The organism is Thermotalea metallivorans, from assembly GCF_001562415.1.
GTDB classification, from domain to species: domain Bacteria; phylum Bacillota; class Clostridia; order Peptostreptococcales; family Thermotaleaceae; genus Thermotalea; species Thermotalea metallivorans.
Map to the genome: position 1 here is coordinate 88147 of NZ_LOEE01000003.1, position 21978 is coordinate 110124.

Below are 21978 nucleotides of genomic sequence, written 5' to 3' on the forward strand. Positions count from 1 at the left end.
GATGGTTTGGTTCAGTATGATAATGGCATAGAATTTCCCGTTCCTCATAGGAAAAATGCTAATAAAGATGCTAGTGTCAATGTATCCACATATGACCTGGCTACTACAGCTGAGAGTACAGGAGCTCATGTAATTACCTATACTAAGCCTAGCTATAAATTCCATGAAGCGACTGGTTATGTACAATTGCCAAGTGTATCTGTACAATCTACTTCTACAAGAATAGATAATTCTATTCCATACATGTTCTTTGGTGGATATCAGACAGTGGATCCTTGGAAAGGATTTGATGCGGGTCTATGCTATTACAAGAGCCTTGGAGGATGGAAACTTTTTGTAAATACGGGACAATGGTATGAAAATCCCAGTGGTCCAGTTATAAAGGCTTCCAATTATGTAGATGGAAAGCTCTATTTAAATATGAAGTTAGTTAATGGGTACGTTAGGATTATTGTAAGAGATCCATCAAATTGGAGCATTATAGATCAAATAGATTATTATCTATCCCCTGCATTTACTAGTTCACCATCAAATATTGAGTTGACAAGAGAAGTTGCTTTAGCCCAACATTCTAGAATTTTGGATGGCAGCAAGTTGACAAATGCACATTGGAGCGATGTTTATTTCTATAGCACTACACTTACGACAAAAGCTACTTCAACTTACTTACAAAGCTCTCATCCAGGGCGTATTAGTTATAGCAGTACTTATCCCTGTTATTTAGTAGGTGATACGCTAGAAGATAAAAATTTTATCACCATTTCAAACCCACTTAAGTATTATGAGGAATATGTTACTATCCAAATGTCTCAATAAATATATATTATAATTTCTCTATATAAATATGCTTTACAAGATAGCATTTTAAAATATATGCTTATAAAGGAGTAATTACTCTTTCTAGAAGCATATATTGCTTTATCTAAGGAGAGGTCGTCGTGAATAGCTAGATTTACAAAACTTTCATTAAAAAGAAAGGTGATGGTATGAGAAGCAGATTTTCCAGAATATTCATAGGCGTGATTTTGTGTTGTTTAGCTTTATGGAATAGCGGCTTAGGTATGTCTTATGGAACAACAGAAGAAGGAGTTTTTATTCAAAAGTGGAAAAATGGTAAAATTTCAAGAGGTGATGATTATTCACATCTTGAAATACCTACATATCAATACTATAACATAGATGCTATTTGTGCAGAAGATTTAATCTATTACGGCTATGATATGGTCTGGGATGATAAAACCAGAACAACAACGCTCACGTTTAATCCTGAAAAAGAAGTGGTCGGATTAAAATCCCATAGTTTGAAGGATGGAAAGACCTATAAAAGCGATGTAAAGATTATGATAGATGGAAAACTGATCCCCAGTCATAATACCGGCGGGTATTCCCTTATTGAAGTAAGAGATGTGAATGCCTTAACGCAATTATATGTTGAACCCTATACATGGATTGGTGCTCCAATCAACAGACTGTTATCAACAGATATCGCTACTTATATCCATGGGGAGCAAATCCCTTCATTCAATATCAATGGTCGTACGGTTATATTTGCAAAGGATTTGCATGGATTAGGATTTAACGTAAAGTTTAATGATTTAGAGAAAGTCGTCTATATCGATAAAACCGGTAAATTTGATAAAATCAATCATAGAGAAATACCAAAGGAGGGCTGCCGGCCTGTAGGCACGATAATTGACGATGTCTTGGTTACGAAGATTCAGGTAAAACTTGAGGGCGAAACTATAAAATCATTCAACATAAGGGGATTTACTGCAATATATGTGCAAGATCTCAAATCCGTTGCCACAATAAAATTTGATGAAAGTACCCGCAAGGTAAACATTGAAATAAAATAACTGGGTTTATCCTGCAAAAGAAATGATGAAGACCACTTCATAATGAAAAGAGAAAGGGCAGAATATAAATAATGAAAGGGAAAAGTGAAAGGAAAAGATTGGGATAACCACTTGTATACATTGACATTCCTTGATTTTTATAGCACAATGAGATTAACGAGACTGGGTTTACCTACCAGATGAATGTTGAAAACCCTTATAAGCCTATATGTTTCTATTCTGAATTATTTCTATTATAACATAAATAAGGATTGGGAAATCTTTCTCAATCCTTATGAGCATCATTCACTGTAAAAGCCTTTGCCGTATCAAAAGGCCATATCCTGAAATCTGCTTTTCCCTCAATGTCTTTAATGGGAACAAAACCGAAGGATCGGCTGTCATTGCTGTCATTTCGATTGTCTCCCATGACAAAGACCATGCCCTTGGGAACTCTTCCTTGACAGATATCATAATCTTTTTCTTCGTATTTTTCAGCCTTTACATAGGGTTCATCTATTGCTTTTCCATTGATATACACTTTTCCATTTTGAATCAAGAATTCGTCATTTTCAACGGCAATGACCCGCTTGATGAAGAATTCCTTCTTTCTCTCCTCAATGGGGGGATGAAAAATCACAATATCTCCTATTTGAGGCTTGTGAAACAAATAGCTGATTTTATTCACGAATAATTTGTCATGGTTTTTTACCGTGGGAGCCATGGATTCTCCCTGCACAACAGTAAAACCAAAGACAAACTCTTCCATCAGGATTGCAATCAAGACAGCCGCCAATATTTTTTTCAATATATCCACCATTTGATCCAGCATATCATCACACCCTGCACCTCTTTATTTATTCATTATCTCCTTCATTGCAATTTTTATAATCCGTTAAAAATGAATTTTTACGGCAGGAGATTTTGGAGTCAATTTATTATATGTGGATGGTATGCTGAAATATTTCCGGAGGAACAAATAAAAAAGAATAAAGCCCTGTGCCTTATTCTCATTCTTACGCTTATTTTTCAAATTTTTCTCTTAACAATCTGATTTCTTCCCCGTATCCTTCTACCTCATTGGGGGTTTCCAGAAGAATGGGTAGATTTCTGATAACGGGGTGTTGAATAAACCTTACCAGGGCCTCCAGGCCTATGGTTCCCTCGCCGATCCGGGCATGCCGGTCTTTACGGCTTCCGAACGCCACCATACTGTCATTTAAATGTATGGCCTTTAACTTGGACAAACCTACAATTTTATCGAATTCCTCCAACACTTGATCCAAACTGTTTACAATATCATACCCCGCACTATACAGATGGCAGGTGTCCAGACAAACACCGATTTTGTCTCCGTATTCTATTTTATCTATAATGGCCTTTAGTTCTTCAAAACAACTCCCTACTTCCGTTCCTTTTCCGCTCATGCCCTCCAGCAAAATCATAGTATTTTCTTTTCCTGTCAATATGTCGTTTAGACCCTCCGCAATTCTTAGAATACCTGATACTATGCCGTTTTTTACATGACTGCCAGGATGGAGGGCCATGTAATGGCAGCTCTCCATGTACTGCAGCCTGTCCAAATCATCCCTGAGTAATCTCTTGGCCAGCTCCCAGGTTTCTGCATCGGGGGATGCCAGGTTATAGGTATAAGGGGCATGGGCCAACAAAGAAACAAAGCCATGGGCTTTGCATATCCGGTCCAGCCGTTGGATGTCCTCCAAGTCTAATTCCCGTGCCTTTGCCCCCCGCGGGTTTCTTGTAAAGAATTGAAATGTGTTGGCTTCGATGGAGATTGCTTCTAGGGCGGCTTTTTCATAGCCCTTGGAAATCGTCAAATGGGCCCCTATATTTAACATCTTGTTTCCTCCTCTTTTGAATTCCATCACAAAAAAGACTTATGCAACCTATGTCATAAGCCTTTTTCGCGAATGATTCCCTATTTCTTTTTTCTCATTCTTGGGATCACAAGGGTAGATATGGAGTATGCCTTTGTCCCTTCCCTTGTTTTATCCTTTTTGTCATTTATGAAATTTTCAATGGTTTTTTCCAGTAAACGGTGCAGTTCTTCCCTTTCTTCAAAGGTTAAATAATAGTCATGATAGTGCAGCATTTTTACATACTCTTGATCATTGGCGGCTTCAACAACCCTATAGAAGTCATTGCTGATATTTTCAAAAATAGATATAGAGGCTTGATGAATAGATTCCATAACTCCTTTTTCACTGGTATTCATAATACTTCGATCAATGACAAAGGTTTTGGCAGCAGGACGATAATATTTTTCAATAATGCCCGATTTTACCTTCTCATCCACCAGTTCCAGAATTCCTACTTTTTGAAGCGTCTTAATATGATAATTCACCTTTGCGTGGGGCTCTCCCATACGGTCTGCAATTTGCTTCGCCGTAGCAGGCTGATCCTCTTCAAAGCATTCAATGATCTCCAGCCTGTAAGGATGAGAAATTGCCTTTATTTGGTCCAATTCCCTCAATACGAGTATATCTTTCATACCAATCTCCTCTATTCTTTTATAGATTGAATCATTTATAAAATTATTAATTTATTGTAACAATTACATATATTATATACTTTTTCTAACGGGTTGTCAAAAGCATCAATACATCTGCCGCAACTACAGAAAGATCTTCATCCTTTAAGCTTCCATAATAAAATAGGTAACGTCATCGTCATATTTCACTTCCAATCCGGCACGCTGTATCTGCTCTAAAATTTTTTTATTAGTATCCTCCAAGGTTTCCTCCCTATTCTCCAGTAACAATTGGATCAGCCTTTTCTGCTCAAAGGGTGTATTATTTTTAAAACTTTCCACTAAGCCATCCGTATAAAAAATCACTCGGTCTCCCTTATCCAACCTTATGTCTCCTTTTTTATACTCCGGTATGAACAAATCACCAAAACGACATATGGGAAAGCCTGTACTTTCCTTTAATGTGGTTACTTCTCCGTTTTTTCTTACTACAATGGGCAATACATTCATTCCACCGGAACAATAAGATAATATCTTGTTTCGAATATTATAAATGGCATGAAATATCACGACATGCATCTCTATAGGAAACTGAGATTTGTTAAATTCACGATAAAAATGATCCAAGGTCTTATGGGGAGCTTCTATGGACAATGTCCGCTCCTGCAAGCCTGTAGGCTTGATCACACGATCGGCAAAGACCGTCATCATGGCTGCAGAAACACCATGTCCCGCCACGTCGGCAATATACATGCCAATATTTTCTTCATCAATTACGTAAATCCCATAAAAATCACCGCTTAAGCGCTCACAGGGAATATATTCCGATATAAATTGGACACCAAAAATTTTCAACTCCTTCGGCGGTAATAAGGATTCCTGAATTTTTTTTGCATACTCTAAATCTTGAATCATCTTTTCGTTTACTTTCTGAATTTCAGAAGTTCTTCGCTCTACGATTTTTTCAAGGTTTTCTGCATGAATCTTTATTTTCTTTTTGGCATTCTGCAGATCCATATAGGGTTTATCCAGGTTATAGATAAAAATGGCTCTACTGATCAAATAGATTCCCGCTATCTTGTAAAGGTGTCCCAAGAAATTATAAATATCATACACACTCCTATAGAGGGTAAAAGCAACCTCGGCAAAGGCACTTACCAGCAGTCCGGCAGCCATGATGATAAATACCTTATCCTTTGTGGTATAATAATCCCGGACATAAAAAGCTGTAGCAATGACAAAGACTAGCATGATCACATATTCTAAGTAGATCTTTATGTTTGTTAATCCTTGTCCTTCTATAAACAAAGGAGGAAAGAGTCCCAGATGATTCGTCACCATATAGGAGATAGCAACAGCTAAAACAATGCTCCCCCACAAAAAGTATACCCGACTCCATGTGGCTTTACGATAATACTTTATGATTCCTGCAGTCAACAATCCTATGGCAAAAACAAGCCTGCCGATGATCCAAAAAGTTGTTGCCTTAGCAATGGAGCTGTCTGTAAAAAAGACAGGCATCCCATTATAGCCCATGGCATGGAAAAAATCCAGCCAGCCGGTGATAAAAAAAACAGATGAAAAAATAAGCAGCCTCAAACGATGATTCTTTAAATAAGTATAATAGGTAATCGTAAAAGCCGCAAAACAAATCACAACGCTGATGAACTCCAAGATCATATGATAAGTCAAAAATGTAATGTCTCCTATGACGCGATAGATATATATTTCTAATGTTCCTGCAATTTGAAACAATAACAAAGAACCAAAACATATAAAAATTAAGGAAAGATATTTCCAGTCCACCGTCTTTTTTTCCTTGATGCTTACCAAAGGATTCCACTCCGTTTCAATAATCATTCTTAATAAATTCTTTCTACACGAAACGGCATAATCCTCCATCAAATTTCAATTTTGTTCAACATATTTCTTTGTTCATAACACAGTTCCTTGCCACAAGGAACTGTGCTAAAATATGCTTAATGCCAACTCCTTTGATAAACTTTCCAGGACCTTTACCCCTGCAATGCTGTTTCCTTTTTTATCCAAAGCAGGTCCTACGACACCAATCCCCATGCGATTGGGAACAGCACACATGATGCCTCCCCCGACACCGCTCTTGGCGGGTACACCCACCTGGATGGCAAACTCTCCGGAAGCATCATACATGCCGCAGGTAACCATAAAAGTTTTGACAATCTGTGTAATGTTTTTCGGAACATATTGTTCTCCTGTCTCTTTGATTACGCCGTGATTGGCAAGAAACATGCCTATATGGGCAATATCTTCACAGGTAACTTCTATGGAGCACTGTTTAAAATATAGATCCAGTATTGCCTCCACATCTCCCTCGATGATACCCACATCCCTTAAGAAATAAGCCATTGCCCGGTTTCTATCTCCCGTTTTCTTTTCAGAGAGATATACATTCTCATTGATATTCAGATTTGGATTTTTTGATATTTTCCGAAACAACTGGAGAATTCGGTCCATTTTTTCCTCATTGTCCTTGCCCCGAATGATGGAGGCCACGGCGATGGCCCCTGCATTGATCATAGGATTCAAAGGTCTGGAAGGATTAATGGTTTCCAGCTTTCTCATGGAATTGAATGGGTCTCCTGTAGGCTCCATCCCTACTTTTTCAAATACATGGTCCGGCCCGTAATCCATCAAAGCCAGCATAAGGGTAATGGGCTTGGATATGCTTTGGATTGTAAATTTCGTCTCATAGTCTCCGGCCTTATAAATATTTCCCTCTATATCCACAACCACAATGCCCAAGGCATCCTTATTGGCATTTTTCAGCTCAGGAATATAGGTTGCTACATTTCCAAAATTCGTCCAATGGCGATTCCTTGATACTAACTCTGATAACAAAAGTTCCATAGACATTCCCACCTTTCTCATTGTGTTGCAATTCTTACTTTAAAATATCCTGAAACTAAAGTCAATAGACTGTCTATGCAACTTTTTTAATATTTTGGCATATATTGTTGTTTTCATAAGCTTCCTCAAAAACGCCATATTATTCGGCAAAGCAACTGCCCCCAATGAATTCTCTGATAATCGAAGTTTGAGGAATCACATGCTCGTCCTCTATAGATAAAAAGTAGCTTAAAAATTTCAATAAGCGTTTTGCTTCCGAATATTCCTTTTCATTTATGCTAATTTCTTTCAACAGTGGCTCAGCATATTTTTTCAGTACTGCCAGTTCATAGATTAAAGCTGAGTTGAACATCACATCCGCTTCTTCTTGGAAAGGGAAAATATTTTTTTCTTCCCCCCGGCGAACGGAATTCCACAGTTTTAAGGTGGTCAATGCCGAATGTCCACGATATTTGCTGTCCCGCACAATTCTTCGGATCAATCGTGTATCTGTAGTGGGAATGCGATTGTGGTCATCAACATTCAACTGGGTGAGGGCACTGATATAAATTTTAAACTTCTTGTCATGGGGAATATCGGTCGTAAGCCTGTCATTTAACCCATGGATACCTTCAATGATGATGGGCTGATCTTCTAAAATCTGTAAAGTTTTCCCTCGATACTCCCTTTTTCCTTTTTGGAAATTAAACGTAGGCAGGGCCACGCATTCTCCCAAGATAAGTTTGGAAAGATGATCATTGAATAATTCTACATCTACTGCCTCAATAGACTCAAAATCGTAATCGCCATTCTCATCTTTGGGCGTCTCTTCCCGGTTCACGAAATAATCATCCGTAGACAAAGATACAGGCCGCAAACCATTGACCCTAAGTTGAATGGCCAGTCTTTGGGCAAAGGTTGTTTTTCCCGAAGAGGATGGCCCGGCGATGAGTATAATTCTCTTTTTCTTTTCTAAAATCATATCGGCAATTTGAGCTACCTTTTTCTCGTGCAGGGCTTCTGCTACCCGGATCAATTCCGGATACTTTTTTTCAAGAATCGTATCATTAAGATTAGCCACATATTCTATATTCAGTATTTTGCCCCATTTTTCTGCTTCTCTAAATATAGCGGCCAGTTTGCTTTGCTCTACAAAAGTCGGAATCTCATTGGGATTTGACTTATCCGGATACTGTATAATGACTCCCGGAAAATAATACTTTAATTTAAATAATTTTAAATAGCCAGTGCTGGGTACCATATATCCATAGAAATAATCCTTCAGCCATCCGCAACTGTAAATATTGACCTCTGGTTTATTTCTATAGTCGAGAAGCTTGGTCTTGGCCTCCATGCCCAGTTCCTTGAAAATTCTTTTAGCATCCCCAATGGGCACGCTGCTCTTGATAAAGGGTACATCTTCCTCAACAATTTCCCTCATTCTTGTTTCAATTTTATGAACGTCCTCCTTCTGGATAGGTCGCTTGTAATGAATCTCACAATATAGTCCTTTGCTCAAGGAGTGCTCCACTGTAACTTTACAGCCGGACAAAATCTCCATGGAGGCCCGAATGAATACAAAAGATAAACTTCTTTGGTAGATGCGCACACCATCCGTAGTCGTCAAATCGATAAATTCAATATTTGCATCTTTATGTAAAGAATAGCCCAGTTCCCTAAGTTTATTATTTACTTTTGCAGCTACAATCACCGCAGGATAGTCTGCCTGGACTTCCTTGCTTATATCCGCCAGTGTTGTTCCCTCATCCACAGTCATTTCCCTTTTACCTTCTAAAGTAATCTTCAATTTTTTTGTCATCGTCTTCTGATCCCCCCTCACGCAAATCATTAATGATATATATTTAAAATTCCTATATATTATACCCAAATTTTCCCCTTTCCATCTACAAATAAACAAAGTCTTCCGTCTAGAAGATTTATAAGGAAGACTTTGTTATTTTTTGTTTTAGAAAAGCAGTGCAGATCTGCGCAAGAAGGCAAATCTCAAAGATTTCTCTGGATCTTAAGAAAAGTCCCTGAAAACAGGAACTTTTCTCACTTTACATTTGTGGTGCGCTTGGTTTGGATATGCTGCTTAAGGCATCGCCAGCTTCATTTACATAAATATTTACCGTAGCCAAATCGCCGATGGCCAAAATGCCAACAATTTTTCCATTTTCCACTACAGGTAATCTTCTGACCTGGTGTTTTGCCATCAGCGCAGCAGCTTCATGGGCATCCATGTCCGGGGTAGCGTATACCAGATTGCTTGTCATGACATCCCCTGCACTGGCATTCATATTGCCCTGGGAAACGCTTCTGATCACGATATCCCTATCGGTTACGATTCCAAGTGCATGTCTATCCTGATCGCAAATAGGAATCGACCCTACGTTTAAATCCTTCATTTGTTTTGCAACCTGATGCACAGGTGTGTTAGGGCTTGCCACGGATACATTGCTTGTCATCAAATCTCTTACTCTCATCTTTTTTCCTCCTTTCATATTTTCATTAATTATCATGCGCAATCCGCCAAAAAAATAAACTAAAACCACATTTTTTTATTCATGAAAAAAACTCAGACCTTTTGATCTGAGTTTATCAGTCCAATCTTCCAATCTTTGAAAAGGGGTAAAGGCGAAGAAATGCCTTTCCCATCAACGCGTCCTTTTCCACGGGCCCTACCCTTTCATCCCGGCTGTCCAAGCTGTTTTCTCGATTATCTCCCATCACAAACAACATTCCCTCGGGAACAATCATATCCACTTCTCCAGGCGTATAATTCCCGTTGATATAATCTTCTATCAGTTCCTTGCCGTTCACGAAAACTTTTCCTTCCGTAATCTGAACATGGTCGCCGGCAATGCCGATGATCCGCTTAATCAAATCTTTTTCCTTTCCTTCCAGGGTTTTGAGGTGAGATTTGAAAACCACGATATCTCCCCTCTCTGGTTCATGCAGCATATAGGGTATTTTATTAATAATCAGATAATCATATTGATCCAAAGTGGGATACATGGAATAACCTTTTACCAGGGTCGGCCTAATAAAGGTCGTAATAATCATCGCTATAACCACAGAAACAACGATTGTCTTTATCCACTCCAAAATCTCTTTCTTCATGCGTAATTCCTCCTTTATAACAGCCCGTTTCAATTTATTTTATCATTTATTTCCTTTTTCAACAATTCCTATTTGTCATTTGAAATCATATCCAGAATGTATGCGTTCAACTCTCCATATTTTCCCCGCTGCACATGCATTTCTATCTTTGACAAAATCCTTTCATAATCGTCAAGAATCTGATCTGTATTCCCATAGATACCACAATGTCCTTTTTGCTGATTCCCCGAAAACCATGGCCTGGGATGCAAGCATGCCTTAACTCCATCATTTCATTCATTTTCTCTGCATTTAGAATTTGAATCACGCCATTCCAACGCCAATCATGGCTTGTGGTATTTATCAATATAAGAAATAATGGCAAAACTTAAATTGGGGTGATATACTTTATACTTTTTTCTTAGTATCTTTCGTATGGATCTTTTGGACATCGCTTCTGCCATAAAGGAAATCCTATTTTTTTTGGATATGCAACCGGATGAAAAGATACTTTAAAATCTTTCCCAATGTTATAATAAGTATATATCATATTCCATTTTCCCTCAAGGAGGCGATTGATTTGTCAGAGGTACTTGTTCATGTAACAAGGGGCAATTACATAGAAAGCCGCCACCACGGAGATTTAGCCGTTGTGGATAGAGACGGCAAACTGCTGTATGCCGTAGGTGATCCCTACCGTTTCACCTTTTGGCGTTCTGCAGCAAAGCCCTTTCAAATGGCTCCCTTTGTAGAAGGGGGGGGCATAGAACATTTTCAGATTGAGCCCCATGAATTGGCTCTTATGACTTCTTCCCATGGGGGCGAAGCAAAGCATGTGGCAACCCTACGCGGCATCCTCCACAAGATCGGCTGCACAGAGGAACAGCTGGACTGCGGCATCGCCCCTCCAATGCACTCGAAAACCGCTGCTGAAATTCTTCGAGGGGGAGATCGATATGAAGCTGTTCATAATCCCTGTTCCGGAAAGCATGCAGCCATGCTGGCCTTAGGCAAACTGCTTCATCTCCCCATGGAAAACTATCTCCACCCGCACCATCCCATTCAGCAAATCATGCTGGATACCGTTGCCCAGTGTTGCCATATGAAACCTGAAGATATGGCTGTCGCCATCGACGGCTGTGGTGTACCCGTATTTGGAATGGATATCAGTAAAATGGCCCTTGCCTATGCAAGATTTTCAAAACCCGAAGGATATTTCTCTCAAAAAAGAATAACAGCCCTTCGAACAATCCTTGCAGCCATGACAAACAACCCCTTTTATGTGGCCGGTACAGACCGTTTGGATACGGCCTTGATGGAAGCCACAAGGGGAAGAATTGTAGCCAAATTAGGCGCTGAAGCTGTTTACAGCGTAGGCATTGTAAATCAAGGCATCGGCATTTGCTTAAAAATCGATGACGGTGCCTACCGAGCCATTGGTCCGGTTATTATAGAAGTTTTGAAGAGGCTGGATTTGATTACAGAGGAAGAATTGAAAAAATTAGAAGACTATTGGAAACCCAAGCTAAAAAATCATCGCCAAGAAATTATCGGTGAGCTCCAACCTGTATTTGCATTTCAACGTCAAAGCTCCTAGGGCTTTCGTCCCAGGAGCTTTTTTATAACACATAGAAATTATATACTTTCATAGATTGTGGATAAGTCATCATTTCCGTCATGGGTTTCAACAAAGTCTTCCTTTACATCTTTCAACAGAAGACTTTGTTATCTTTCCGAGAACAAACTCTGTTCAATCTCTTTCAGTCTTTGGGGAAGGGGTGCTTCGAAGGTTTTTCCCTCTAAATATTTCAAATTCCCCATGCACTTCTCAAAACTGATCCGATAAGCATGCAAAAATTGATTTTCCAAGCCGAATTTTTTTTTCATGACCTGATTGATCGATTTGTCTCCATATTTGGGATCACCCACAATGGGATGCCCTATAGCCGAAAGATGAAGACGAATTTGGTGGGTTCTACCTGTAATGATTTCTACCTCCAATAGGCTATAATCTTTATTTGTCTTCAATGGGCGATACATTGTATGAATGTCTTTTCCATTCTCTTCTTTTTCTGCAATTTTCACCTTATTGCCCCTCTCATCCTTCAACAAATAACCCTTCAATTCCCCGCAGGATTTTACCTGTCCTTTCACAACCGTCAAATAAAATTTTCGAATATGGTGTTTTTCCCGTATCATTTGATTCAAATTTTGAACAGTTTCATAATTTTTTCCAATGATCACAATGCCGCTTGTGTTTCTATCCAAACGGTTCACACTGGCCGGTACAAAAGTTTTTTCCGACTTTGGATCATATTCTCCCTTTGCATAAAGATAGCCCGTAACCTGATTGATCAATGTATTCTTTTTTTCCTGACTATCCCCATGAACTAATAATCCGTAGGGCTTATTGACCAGCAGCAAATAATCATCCTCATATACAATTTGAAAAGTCCGCTTTATCTTTCTTACCTCTCTGTTTTCTATAAAACTCTCTATCGTATCCTCCTTCAAGTATAATTGTATGGCATCTCCGTATTTCAATATATAATCATTATCAATCTTATTTCCATTGACCTTGATGCTTTTCTTTCTGATCATTTTATATATGAATCCTAAGGAAGCCTTGGCCATATATTTTCTTAAAAACTTATCAATTCTTTGATTCTCTTCATTTTTTCCAATTCGTATTTCCCTCACCTTTTTCCACCATCCTTTGATTTCTCTTTTGCTTTTTTCCGTTGAGATTTCATCCTTTGTTCAGTAGCCTAACCATCCCCGAGACAATTTATCCTCCAAACCAAGGGACAAATGTCCATAAAATGCTTTATAGAAAAATAGAGCATACCTCTCCCATAAAATCCGCCTTCTTGCAGGTTGTTTGTTGCCCAAGGGGGCTTTGGCAAAATGCAGTTGAAACAAGCTTTAGGATTATGTTATGCTTTAGATACAGGATTTTTGTACTACAGAAGAGGGGGATATATACATATGTTTGAAAAAATTAAAGATTTTTTCTATGAATCCAGTGATATACTGCTTGCTTTCATCATCATATTGGTCATGTCTACAGTGATTACCTGGAAAGTTTCCGATTCTTTAGCCTTTTCCAAAGAAAAGGATACAGACAACTACGCCGTTGCTGAAAACCAAGAGACATTGGAAGACAGCCAGCAGGCTCAAGATACTTCCCCACAGGCTTTCCCAGAGAATACGGATCCATCTGCCTCTGTTGGCAGCGATCAAGGGTCATCAGCTGCTCCCGTTGTATCCGAGCGTTCTCCTGATTCCCAGGCCGTTGTTGCTGCAGTTGCTCCTCAACCTTCCATTGTACGGATAGATATCCCCAGCGGTGCTTCCGGCACCGGTATCGCTAGTATTTTAAAACAAAAAGGACTGATTGACAACACTGCAAAATTTATTGCAAGGGTACAGGAATTAAAAATGGAGTCAAAGCTAAAATCAGGCACCTTTTCCATACCAGCCGGTACTTCTTTGGATGAAATTATTTATATCATCACCGGTGCAAAAAGATAGGCTAGGAGTTTTTTCCTAGCCTCAGAATCAAGACAAAGCAATAGAATTTTAGGAGTGTCTAAAGCCCCATGGGTTTGTCTGCAAAGGCCTAGGGGTATTTTTTTTATTCCTCTTTTTCCGCCGTATTTAAAAAGTTCATAATCCGATCCAGTTTCTGTTGCTGCTCTTCATTTAGAAAATCTTTTATTTGTGTCAATGCTTCCATCTGCTTTCTATACTTTTCCCCATCCTTGCCTAACCGCATATGGAGCTGGGATAATTCCTCCATAATTTCTTCCTCACTTTTACCAGCATATTGATTGGACATTTCTTCCAACATTTTTAGTTGTTCCGGGTTTATATTCATACCTCCCATCATGCGCATCAGTCCTTGCAGTTTATTTTTATCTATACCTCCCATGATTGCACCTCCAAGTTTTATTGAATACTCATTTCAATGTATGCCTTCCTTTTCTAATTTATTACACGAAACTCTTGGAATTTTCCTGTAACCAATTCTTTGGGCCTGAATAGTATGGAATAAAGGTGCATTTTCATGTTAGGAGGCAAACTATGAATGAGCTGATTCCTCTCAATACCCATGAAGTTTTATTGTCTAGAGAGCTCCCATTATCCATTGAAGAATTAGGAATAGCACAGTTATCCCCGGCAAACAACAGGAGATTGTTTTTGGTACTTATTCCTATCGCTTTGCTTTTTTTTCTGAAAGACAAAGGCCCTGTTTTGGTGCCGAAACCAAGATTATCCACCCAAAGCTACAATCAAAAGCTTACTGCGTTAAAGCCGATGCCATCACCCATGAGCAATTTTGACGTTAACGCTATCGACAGACTCGCCCGGATATTGGAAGGAGTAAAAAAGGTTTCTTCTATTCAGGATTTAAGCAAAACGATAGCCAAAGCCAGAAATTCTTCCGGAAAATTCAATAAAGAAATTCTCCATGAAATGATTGCTTTGTTGGGTGATAATCTCAGCGAGGAAAATAAAGCCCAGATACAAAATATAACCCATATGCTCTCCATGATGGATAAAATAAAAGATGTAAAAAAAGTTTTAGATTTGCAAAAACAGATGAAATCTGAAGGCGGTGGCGATGCCTCCATGCAGATTGATGCCATGATCGAAGCCATTAAACCCATGCTGCCCGAGGAGCAGGCAAAAAATATTGATCAATTTAAAAAAATGGCACAAATGATGAAACTCATGGCCATGTTTGATACCGCTAAGGCCGGCAGTGATGCCGAGGACGAAGATAATGACAAAAAATAAAAATATATATCAGATAAAGGTAAAGTTCTTGGCTTGGCCTGGGCGTGTACACAAACCCTTGAGATTTTCCTTTTTGCTCAGACCTGCGCCGCTTTTCTAAATAATCCACTAAGGAAAAAAGCGGCTTGCTGATTCACGACGAAGCCTAAATCTCAAGGGTCCATTGCCTTTTCTATAGACGGAAGTAAAGTTTTTGGCTTCGCCTTTAGCGATAGAATAGTTTTCCAACCTCTTCTTCCGTTAATTCCCTATACTCACCCAAAGCCAAGGTTTCATCCAGCTTCAAATCTCCCATGGCAATCCTTTTCAGATAGATAACTTTTTTGCCCATTGCTTCAAACATTCTTTTGACTTGATGAAATTTTCCCTCATAGATCGTCAATTCTATTTCAGAAACATCCTCACTTTTTAATATGTTTAGCTCTGCTGGCAAGGTTTTATAGCCATCATCCAGCACAACACCCTCCTGAAAACGGATCACATCCTCCTCCGTCACTTTTCCCTGGATCATGGCAAAATAGGTTTTGGGAACGTGTTTTTTTGGGGAGAGTATTTCATGGGCAAACTTGCCGTCATTCGTCAAGATCAACAGCCCCTCCGTATCTTTATCCAGCCTGCCCACGGGAAATAAGTCAAAGACACGGTAGGATGCATCCACCAGATCCACCACCGTTTCCACCTGTGGATCAAAGCTGGCAGAAATAACCCCCTGGGGTTTGTTCATCATGATATATACCGTATCTCGATAACAAATGGTCTCCCCATTGATCTCAATTTCATCTTGATAGGGATCTACATGGATACTGCCGTCCTTCACAACAGTACCGTTCACCCTGACGGAGTTCTTTTTGATAAATCCTTTGATTTCTTTTCTTGTCCCATAGCCTATATGACTCAAGATTTTATCCAGTCGCTGTGTTTTGGCCATTGAAATCCTCCTAATCCACCCATCGCCAAGCAGGGGGGTAATAATTTTTTAACATGCTTCCCGTTTGTTTCGCCCATCCCACAGGAAAATTCTCTACGCATACCAGGGTCCAACCCTTTTCTCCATCCACATCCAAGGTCTCACCTTTTAAATACTTTATCATATAGGGATCATGGGGCTGAAAATGAATCCTTCTTTTGGCATCTTTCCAGGATAATCCCATGGCCATTGCTTGACTCGGCTCAAACCGATCTTTCTTCAATGTTCCAAGAAACCATCCGGACCTTAATACTTTTAAGCCTTTGAGCACAGGCAATTCCTTTGGCACCATGTACAACTGGTCATGATGGATCTCAAAGGGACCGGTAAATTGTATATGTAAATTTTCTTCCACAAAATCCTGAAATACCTTTGGCATCTTTTCTGCTGCCTCGTTGGCAGCGAATACGGTTTCTTCTTTCCATCCCATCTCCTTGTCCTTCCTCAACCAGGCCAAGAAATGGCCTTCCCCTTCTACCTTATGGGGCCATAGCCTTGCACAGCCTCTGAGATCCTCTTTCCCCAAAACCCATTCAGGCCTTCCTTGAGCAAAACCGTACTCCTTGGGAATTTCTTGAATTCTATAATAGGGATGATCTGTTGTGAAGGCCTCGATAATTCCCTCGTTTTCCTCCGGTGCAAAGGTGCATGTGGAATATAAAATCTCTCCCCTTTGTTTCAGCATCCCGTCGATACAATGAACTATCTGTTTCTGCATGGCGACATAGGGCTCTATCCCTTGTTTTTCCCAGATTTTTATCATTTTTTCATCCTTCCGGAACATTCCTTCCCCGGAGCAGGGTGCATCCACCAGAATCTTATCGAAAAATTCTGGAAAATACCTCCCTAATTTTTCAGGACTTTCATTGGTAACGATAGCATTTTTGATCCCATACAGTTCGATATTTTTAATCAATGCCTTTACTCTTTGCAGATGAATATCATTGGCAACCAATATACCCTTTCCCATGAGCTTTGCAGCGATTTGCACCGTTTTTCCCCCAGGAGCAGCACAGAGATCCAAAACTTTTTCCCCTGGTTTTATTTCCAAAACCGATGCAGGAGCCATAGCGCTGGGTTCCTGTATGTAATAAAGACCTGCATGATAATAGGGATGTTTTGCCGGTCTTTCCCCTGCCTCAAAGTAGAAACCGTCCTTTGTCCATGGAATCCTTCTGACAGGAAAAGGAGATATCTTCTGAAAATCCTCTACGGATATTTTGAGTGTGTTTACCCGCAACCCTTGAAATTTCGATGTATCATAAGATTGTACAAAGGTTTCAAATTCATTTCCCAACAATTCCTTCATTCTTTTTAAAAATCTTTCTGGCAACTGCATAATGGTTCTCCTTTAGACCTGTTTTTACTAGCATATCCCTTATGGGCACATAATTATACCCACCGTAGTGGTGGGTTTCATTCATCTCTTTCTCAATCGAATTCTCTTGCTGACCATGGCATAGGACAGCAAAAGCATAGTTATCAGAACAAAGGGCAGGCTGGTGGTATATCTTGTGGAATAGAGGGACATGAGGGCAACCAATCCTCCGCAAATCGTAATCGGTACTCCCATATAAACACCGTCAAATTCTACAATATTATACCTTGCCAATCTGAAAGCACCGCACAAAGCAAAGATCAAGGTAATAATAATCCCTATTGCTCCCGTCCCCATCAAATTCAGATGCCACATCAAAATTGCCGGTGCAACACCGAAAGAAATAAGATCGCACAGAGAATCCAATTCCTTCCCAAAATCACTTTCTGCATTTAATATTCTGGCCAAATGTCCATCCATCCGATCTAAAAAGCCGGCAAAAATGATAAGCCATGCAGATGTTCCATATTGATCATAGAAAATAGCAATAATTGCAAGGATACCTAAGGTTAAATTCAAAAAAGTAAATAGATTTGGTATTTGATTCTTATATTTCATCTGGAATCACCTCCGTCTTTGTCGGCTTCTTTAAATTTGTCCGTATATTTTCCCACACAAATCATGAAAATATATCATGGAAGCACCATGCCTTCTATAATTTTTCTATATATTCATTTTACATTAAATTTTTGTTAATTCCTAGTTATTTTTTATGGTATTTTTAATTTTGTTGTTGTATAATTACTTTGAAAATGGAGTACATAAAAAAATACAATCCAAAAAAATTTTATCCTAATGCATAGGAGGTTTTCGCATGTCATTGGTTACATCTACAGAAATGTTTAAAAAAGCTGCTGCAGGAGGCTATGCCATAGGTGCTTTCAATGTGAATAATATGGAAATTATTCAAGGAATTGTCGAGGCTGCAAAGGAAGAGAAATCCCCCATCATCCTGCAGGTATCCGCAGGTGCCAGAAAATATGCAAGTCCCGTCTATCTTCGCAAACTGGTGGAGGCAGCTGTAGAAGACAGCGGACTGGATATCGTACTGCACTTGGACCACGGTGAAGATTTTGAAATCTGCAAAATGTGCATTGACGACGGTTTTACTTCTGTAATGATCGACGGTTCCAAATATCCTTTTGAAGAAAATATTGCCCTGACAAAAAAAGTAGTAGAATATGCCCATGAAAGAGGGGTCGTTGTAGAAGCAGAATTAGGAAAACTTGCCGGCATTGAAGACAATATCCGGGTCAGCGAAAAAGATGCCACTTTTACAGATCCAGATCAAGCGGCAGAATTTGTAGCGAGAACAGGAGTTGATTCCTTGGCCGTAGCCATCGGCACCAGCCATGGGGCTTACAAGTTTAAAGGAGAGCCGAAATTAGACTTTGAACGCTTGGAAAAGATTACAAAACTGATCCCCAATACACCCCTTGTATTGCACGGAGCATCCACCGTTCTTCCAGAATTTGTAGAGCTGTGCAATCGATATGGGGGAGATATCCCCGGAGCCCAAGGTGTTCCTGAGGATATGATCCGTCAAGCAGCAAAGCTAGGCGTTTGCAAGGTAAATATTGATACAGATTTAAGGCTTGCCATGACTGCTGCCATTAGAAAATTCCTTGTAGAAAATCCAAAGGAATTTGACCCGAGAAAATATTTAGGTCCTGCCAGAACAGCCATCAAAGAAATGGTAAAACATAAGATCCGAAATGTTTTAGGTTCAAGCAATACATTATAACAACCAATAAGGGAAGATCGCAATAAAGGTCGTGATAGCCAGGAAGACTCCTGGCTATTGTACCTATAGGAGGAGCTAATCGTGAAAATTGCAGCTATGGGAATCGTTGTTAAGGATCATCAGGTGCTGTTGGTAAATAGAAAATGGTATCCAAAGCTTTGGAGCCCGCCGGGAGGATTTGTGGATGCTGGTGAAACCGTAGAACAGGCAGTTTATAGGGAAGTTTGGGAAGAAACCGGCGTCGTCTGTAAAGTAATGGGAAAAATTCATGAACTTGTCTATGAGGATTCCCATGTTATCATCTATGCCTGTTTATACCTGTCAGGAGAACTTCAATGCAGTTTTGAAAGTTTTGAAGTCCGATGGTTTGAAATTGACTGTTTGCCCAGCCCCCTTTCCCCGGATATCGCCGTCTTTGAAAAGGCCCTTCGTACAATACAGGATATAGCAAATCCATAAAGAAAAGGAAGCCCTGCACCGCTTTTCTGAATAAAAGAATAAGGAAAAAAGCGGCTTGCTGATTGGCGATGAAGCCAAAATTTCGAGGATTCCAGAGCATTCTATTGCTTTGTCCTCAGTGTGAAGGAAGGCCTCCATGGAGGGCTCCTTTTCTTTATGAACCCCAATATTTACCCATCTTATTTTTATATTTTCTCCACTAATGAATTTCAAGGGTTTTCCATTTCTCTTTTCTGTATCTTAAAAGCATGAGGACAGCTTCCAAAATGAATTGAAGGGCCGTTGCAATCCATATATAAACCACATTCAGCTTCCAAACAAAAACAATCAGAAAAATCAAAGGAAGCCTTACCCCAAGATTGGTGGCCAAGGATATATGAAAAGGTCCCTTGGTATCTCCTGCTCCCTTTAATGCCCCTGAAATAACCATGGCAATAGCAATAGGAATCTGTTCCAAGGCACCAATGCGGATACATTGGGCCGCCAAAAGCAAAGTTTCACGATCCGTCGTAAATAAAGCCATGATATGCTGAGGAATCAAAAGAAATATAAGGGCAACGGTTCCCATAAAAATCATGGCATAATTCATTGCCTTCATGGTACTTCGGCGGGCAACATCCACATTTTTTGCTCCCAGATTCTGTCCCATCAAAGTAGTTGCAGCAATGGCAAAACCATATCCCGGCATGAAGGAAACGGATTCTGCCGCAATGGCCACAGCATTTGCAGCAAAGCTGACTTTCCCCAATTGGGCAATCCAAAAGGAGGACAGTAGACGACTGCCGTCATTCATAGCCATTTCAAACGCCGCAGGTAAGCTCAAACGGAACAGTTTGGACAGAATCTCCCGGTCTATTCGAAATAAATCTTTTAGATGTACCTTGATACCACCCTTTCCTGAAAATAAATAGTATAACGATATCACTGCTCCCAGTACTTGGGCCAGACCTGTAGCAATGGCTGCACCTTTTACTCCCAGTTGAGGAAAACCCCACTTTCCAAAAATGAGTACATAATCTCCTATAATATTCAATCCATTGGCAAAAAAAGCAGCCTTCAACGGTACTACCGTATTCCCTGCCCCCCTTAGTATCCCATTGCTGACGCCTAGGGGTATCAGCACAAATCCCCCGATCAATACATATCGCAAATAAGTGCTGCCAAGGACAATCAACTCTGGATCATCCACAACACACTGAAAGATTTCCTTGGCAAATATCATTCCCGTCAAGGCCAGCAAGGTACTGATGATCATGCCCACACCCAGGGCTTGGCCACCTACCTTCTCTGCCCTTCCATAATCTTCAGCTCCCACATTTCTAGCCACCATGGCCGTAGCACCAATTCCCACGGAACCGAAAACAGCCATGGTAATAAACATCATTTGGGCCCCTAGGGTAACGGCTGAAATTGATGCCGGATTCAATCTGCCTACCATCGCCGTATCCACTGTCCATACCAGGGTATGCAACGTCATTTCCAGTATGGCGGGCCATGCCAATCTAAAAATGCTTTTTCTGATTTCTGCTGTATCCATGAATTCCCACCCCTTTTCTATCTCGTCCATCCATTATCCCCTGAAGCTTCCCTGTGTAAGGATATCTAGGAGAATTCCTCCTAGCTTAGCTTGTAGACAAACCCTTGAAATTTGGCTTCCTGCTCAGACCTGCGCCGCTTTTCTAAATAATCCACTAAGGAAAAAAGCGGCTTGCTGATTCGCGACGAAGCCTAAATCTCAAGGGTTCTTACTTGTCCCGTTACTTTTTCTGCAGACTGAGCTAGAAGACTTCCTCCTAGCTATAGTGTTTGAGGCTCTTCATATGCCTGCCCGAACAATTCCACTCTCACCTTTTCTATCCTTTGATCTTCTAGGGGTCTATCACGGAAATCCGTTCTCACATTGGCAATTCTATCTACTTCTTCCATCCCCTCGATCACTTTTCCGAAGGCCGCATACTGCCCGTCCAGATGAGGGGCATTTTCATGCATAATAAAGAACTGTGATCCTGCAGAATCAGGATGTGCAGCCCTGGCCATGGAAATTACTCCTCGGGTATGCTTTAAATGATTCTGAAAGCCATTTCCGGAAAATTCTCCCCTTATCGTATAGCCGGGTCCCCCTATGCCTATGCCTTGGGGACATCCGCCTTGGATCATAAATCCGTGGATTACCCTGTGAAAGATTAAACCGTCGTAAAATCCTTTTTGTGCCAAAGAAATAAAATTATTTACTGTATTGGGAGCGATTTCAGGATATAGCTCTGCCTTTATTTCATTCCCGTTCTCCATGGTGATCGTTACAATTGGATTGCTCATTTTTTTCATCCTTTCTCT

Annotated in this window: 22 protein-coding genes; 7 read left to right on the plus strand and 15 right to left on the minus strand. The window is 40.1% G+C overall.

Features of this window, described 5'->3' with window-relative positions; genetic code table 11:
* The first annotated feature begins 6 nt into the window (after positions 1-6).
* Entirely contained in the window at positions 7-816 is an 810-nt protein-coding gene (locus AN619_RS00580; protein ID WP_068554016.1) for a hypothetical protein, read from the plus strand.
* A gap of 170 nt (positions 817-986) precedes the next feature.
* On the plus strand, positions 987-1856 hold the full coding sequence (locus AN619_RS00585) for a hypothetical protein (protein WP_068554019.1): 870 nt from the start codon (positions 987-989) through the stop codon (positions 1854-1856).
* A 265-nt stretch (positions 1857-2121) separates the two neighbouring features.
* On the opposite strand, the gene lepB (AN619_RS00590) is transcribed toward AN619_RS00585, so the two are convergent.
* From lepB (AN619_RS00590) to lepB (AN619_RS00625), 8 genes are all read right to left on the minus strand, one after another.
* Positions 2122-2667 (minus strand): signal peptidase I, encoded by a 546-nt coding sequence (lepB, locus tag AN619_RS00590; protein ID WP_068554021.1) that lies wholly within the window; start codon positions 2665-2667, stop codon positions 2122-2124.
* Between the two features lie 190 nt (positions 2668-2857).
* Positions 2858-3694 (minus strand): deoxyribonuclease IV, encoded by an 837-nt coding sequence (locus AN619_RS00595; RefSeq protein WP_068554023.1) that lies wholly within the window; start codon positions 3692-3694, stop codon positions 2858-2860.
* A gap of 80 nt (positions 3695-3774) precedes the next feature.
* Entirely contained in the window at positions 3775-4347 is a 573-nt protein-coding gene (locus tag AN619_RS00600; protein WP_068554024.1) for a winged helix-turn-helix domain-containing protein, read from the minus strand.
* Between the two features lie 144 nt (positions 4348-4491).
* On the minus strand, positions 4492-6186 hold the full coding sequence (locus AN619_RS00605; RefSeq protein WP_068554026.1) for an MASE3 domain-containing protein: 1695 nt from the start codon (positions 6184-6186) through the stop codon (positions 4492-4494).
* Between the two features lie 108 nt (positions 6187-6294).
* Entirely contained in the window at positions 6295-7212 is a 918-nt protein-coding gene (gene glsA / locus AN619_RS00610; protein ID WP_068554028.1) for a glutaminase A, read from the minus strand.
* A gap of 139 nt (positions 7213-7351) precedes the next feature.
* Positions 7352-9010 carry a nucleoside kinase gene (locus tag AN619_RS00615; RefSeq protein ID WP_068554029.1) on the minus strand — a complete coding sequence of 553 codons (1659 nt, stop codon included), beginning with the start codon at positions 9008-9010 and terminating at the stop codon, positions 7352-7354.
* A gap of 241 nt (positions 9011-9251) precedes the next feature.
* Positions 9252-9677 carry a CBS domain-containing protein gene (locus tag AN619_RS00620; protein ID WP_068554031.1) on the minus strand — a complete coding sequence of 142 codons (426 nt, stop codon included), beginning with the start codon at positions 9675-9677 and terminating at the stop codon, positions 9252-9254.
* Between the two features lie 115 nt (positions 9678-9792).
* Positions 9793-10314 carry a signal peptidase I gene (lepB, locus tag AN619_RS00625; RefSeq protein WP_068554033.1) on the minus strand — a complete coding sequence of 174 codons (522 nt, stop codon included), beginning with the start codon at positions 10312-10314 and terminating at the stop codon, positions 9793-9795.
* Between the two features lie 559 nt (positions 10315-10873).
* Between lepB (AN619_RS00625) and AN619_RS00635 the strand changes: the two genes are divergently transcribed.
* Positions 10874-11890, plus strand: a complete 1017-nt coding sequence (locus tag AN619_RS00635; protein WP_068554037.1) for an asparaginase — start codon at positions 10874-10876, stop codon at positions 11888-11890.
* Between the two features lie 128 nt (positions 11891-12018).
* Here the strand turns inward: AN619_RS00635 and AN619_RS00640 are convergent, their stop codons facing one another.
* Complete coding sequence (locus tag AN619_RS00640) at positions 12019-12993, minus strand: RluA family pseudouridine synthase (protein WP_068554039.1); 975 nt, start codon at positions 12991-12993, stop codon at positions 12019-12021.
* 288 nt (positions 12994-13281) lie between these two features.
* Here AN619_RS00640 and AN619_RS00645 point away from each other — a divergent pair, with 288 nt between their 5' ends.
* Positions 13282-13827 (plus strand): MltG/YceG/YrrL family protein, encoded by a 546-nt coding sequence (locus AN619_RS00645; RefSeq protein ID WP_198153201.1) that lies wholly within the window; start codon positions 13282-13284, stop codon positions 13825-13827.
* Positions 13828-13930: 103 nt separating this feature from the next.
* On the opposite strand, the gene AN619_RS00650 is transcribed toward AN619_RS00645, so the two are convergent.
* Complete coding sequence (locus tag AN619_RS00650) at positions 13931-14227, minus strand: hypothetical protein (RefSeq protein ID WP_068554043.1); 297 nt, start codon at positions 14225-14227, stop codon at positions 13931-13933.
* A gap of 152 nt (positions 14228-14379) precedes the next feature.
* Between AN619_RS00650 and AN619_RS00655 the strand changes: the two genes are divergently transcribed.
* Positions 14380-15096: a hypothetical protein gene (locus tag AN619_RS00655; RefSeq protein WP_068554045.1), complete on the plus strand. Its 717-nt coding sequence runs from the start codon at positions 14380-14382 to the stop codon at positions 15094-15096.
* Positions 15097-15301: 205 nt separating this feature from the next.
* Here AN619_RS00655 and AN619_RS00660 read toward each other — a convergent pair whose 3' ends face one another.
* From AN619_RS00660 to pssA, 3 genes are all read right to left on the minus strand, one after another.
* On the minus strand, positions 15302-16024 hold the full coding sequence (locus AN619_RS00660; protein ID WP_068554047.1) for a pseudouridine synthase: 723 nt from the start codon (positions 16022-16024) through the stop codon (positions 15302-15304).
* A 10-nt stretch (positions 16025-16034) separates the two neighbouring features.
* Positions 16035-17402, minus strand: coding sequence for an RsmF rRNA methyltransferase first C-terminal domain-containing protein (locus AN619_RS00665; RefSeq protein ID WP_068554049.1), 1368 nt, complete (start codon positions 17400-17402; stop codon positions 16035-16037).
* A gap of 81 nt (positions 17403-17483) precedes the next feature.
* Positions 17484-17999: a CDP-diacylglycerol--serine O-phosphatidyltransferase gene (gene pssA / locus AN619_RS00670; RefSeq protein WP_068554050.1), complete on the minus strand. Its 516-nt coding sequence runs from the start codon at positions 17997-17999 to the stop codon at positions 17484-17486.
* 256 nt (positions 18000-18255) lie between these two features.
* On the opposite strand from pssA, the gene fba reads away from it, so the two are divergent.
* Together fba and AN619_RS00680 are read left to right on the plus strand one after the other, a co-directional pair.
* Positions 18256-19185 carry a class II fructose-1,6-bisphosphate aldolase gene (gene fba, locus AN619_RS00675; RefSeq protein ID WP_068554052.1) on the plus strand — a complete coding sequence of 310 codons (930 nt, stop codon included), beginning with the start codon at positions 18256-18258 and terminating at the stop codon, positions 19183-19185.
* 81 nt (positions 19186-19266) lie between these two features.
* On the plus strand, positions 19267-19644 hold the full coding sequence (locus AN619_RS00680) for an NUDIX hydrolase (protein WP_068554054.1): 378 nt from the start codon (positions 19267-19269) through the stop codon (positions 19642-19644).
* 199 nt (positions 19645-19843) lie between these two features.
* On the opposite strand, the gene AN619_RS00685 is transcribed toward AN619_RS00680, so the two are convergent.
* Both AN619_RS00685 and AN619_RS00690 read right to left on the minus strand, forming a co-directional pair.
* Positions 19844-21211 carry an MATE family efflux transporter gene (locus tag AN619_RS00685; protein ID WP_198153202.1) on the minus strand — a complete coding sequence of 456 codons (1368 nt, stop codon included), beginning with the start codon at positions 21209-21211 and terminating at the stop codon, positions 19844-19846.
* 230 nt (positions 21212-21441) lie between these two features.
* Entirely contained in the window at positions 21442-21960 is a 519-nt protein-coding gene (locus tag AN619_RS00690; RefSeq protein WP_068554056.1) for a peptidylprolyl isomerase, read from the minus strand.
* Between the last annotated feature and the right edge of the window lie 18 nt (positions 21961-21978).

Coding starts and splice junctions, on each gene's coding strand:
- AN619_RS00585 (WP_068554019.1), top strand. CDS start 987: ATGAGAAGCAGATTTTCCAGAATATTCATAGGCGTGATTTTGTGTTGT.
- lepB (WP_068554021.1), bottom strand. CDS start 2,667: ATGCTGGATCAAATGGTGGATATATTGAAAAAAATATTGGCGGCTGTC.
- AN619_RS00595 (WP_068554023.1), bottom strand. CDS start 3,694: ATGTTAAATATAGGGGCCCATTTGACGATTTCCAAGGGCTATGAAAAA.
- AN619_RS00600 (WP_068554024.1), bottom strand. CDS start 4,347: ATGAAAGATATACTCGTATTGAGGGAATTGGACCAAATAAAGGCAATT.
- AN619_RS00605 (WP_068554026.1), bottom strand. CDS start 6,186: ATGATTATTGAAACGGAGTGGAATCCTTTGGTAAGCATCAAGGAAAAA.
- glsA (WP_068554028.1), bottom strand. CDS start 7,212: ATGGAACTTTTGTTATCAGAGTTAGTATCAAGGAATCGCCATTGGACG.
- AN619_RS00615 (WP_068554029.1), bottom strand. CDS start 9,010: ATGACAAAAAAATTGAAGATTACTTTAGAAGGTAAAAGGGAAATGACT.
- AN619_RS00620 (WP_068554031.1), bottom strand. CDS start 9,677: ATGAGAGTAAGAGATTTGATGACAAGCAATGTATCCGTGGCAAGCCCT.
- lepB (WP_068554033.1), bottom strand. CDS start 10,314: ATGAAGAAAGAGATTTTGGAGTGGATAAAGACAATCGTTGTTTCTGTG.
- AN619_RS00645 (WP_198153201.1), top strand. CDS start 13,282: ATGTTTGAAAAAATTAAAGATTTTTTCTATGAATCCAGTGATATACTG.
- AN619_RS00650 (WP_068554043.1), bottom strand. CDS start 14,227: ATGGGAGGTATAGATAAAAATAAACTGCAAGGACTGATGCGCATGATG.
- AN619_RS00655 (WP_068554045.1), top strand. CDS start 14,380: ATGAATGAGCTGATTCCTCTCAATACCCATGAAGTTTTATTGTCTAGA.
- AN619_RS00660 (WP_068554047.1), bottom strand. CDS start 16,024: ATGGCCAAAACACAGCGACTGGATAAAATCTTGAGTCATATAGGCTAT.
- AN619_RS00665 (WP_068554049.1), bottom strand. CDS start 17,402: ATGCAGTTGCCAGAAAGATTTTTAAAAAGAATGAAGGAATTGTTGGGA.
- pssA (WP_068554050.1), bottom strand. CDS start 17,999: ATGAAATATAAGAATCAAATACCAAATCTATTTACTTTTTTGAATTTA.
- fba (WP_068554052.1), top strand. CDS start 18,256: ATGTCATTGGTTACATCTACAGAAATGTTTAAAAAAGCTGCTGCAGGA.
- AN619_RS00685 (WP_198153202.1), bottom strand. CDS start 21,211: ATGGACGAGATAGAAAAGGGGTGGGAATTCATGGATACAGCAGAAATC.
- AN619_RS00690 (WP_068554056.1), bottom strand. CDS start 21,960: ATGAGCAATCCAATTGTAACGATCACCATGGAGAACGGGAATGAAATA.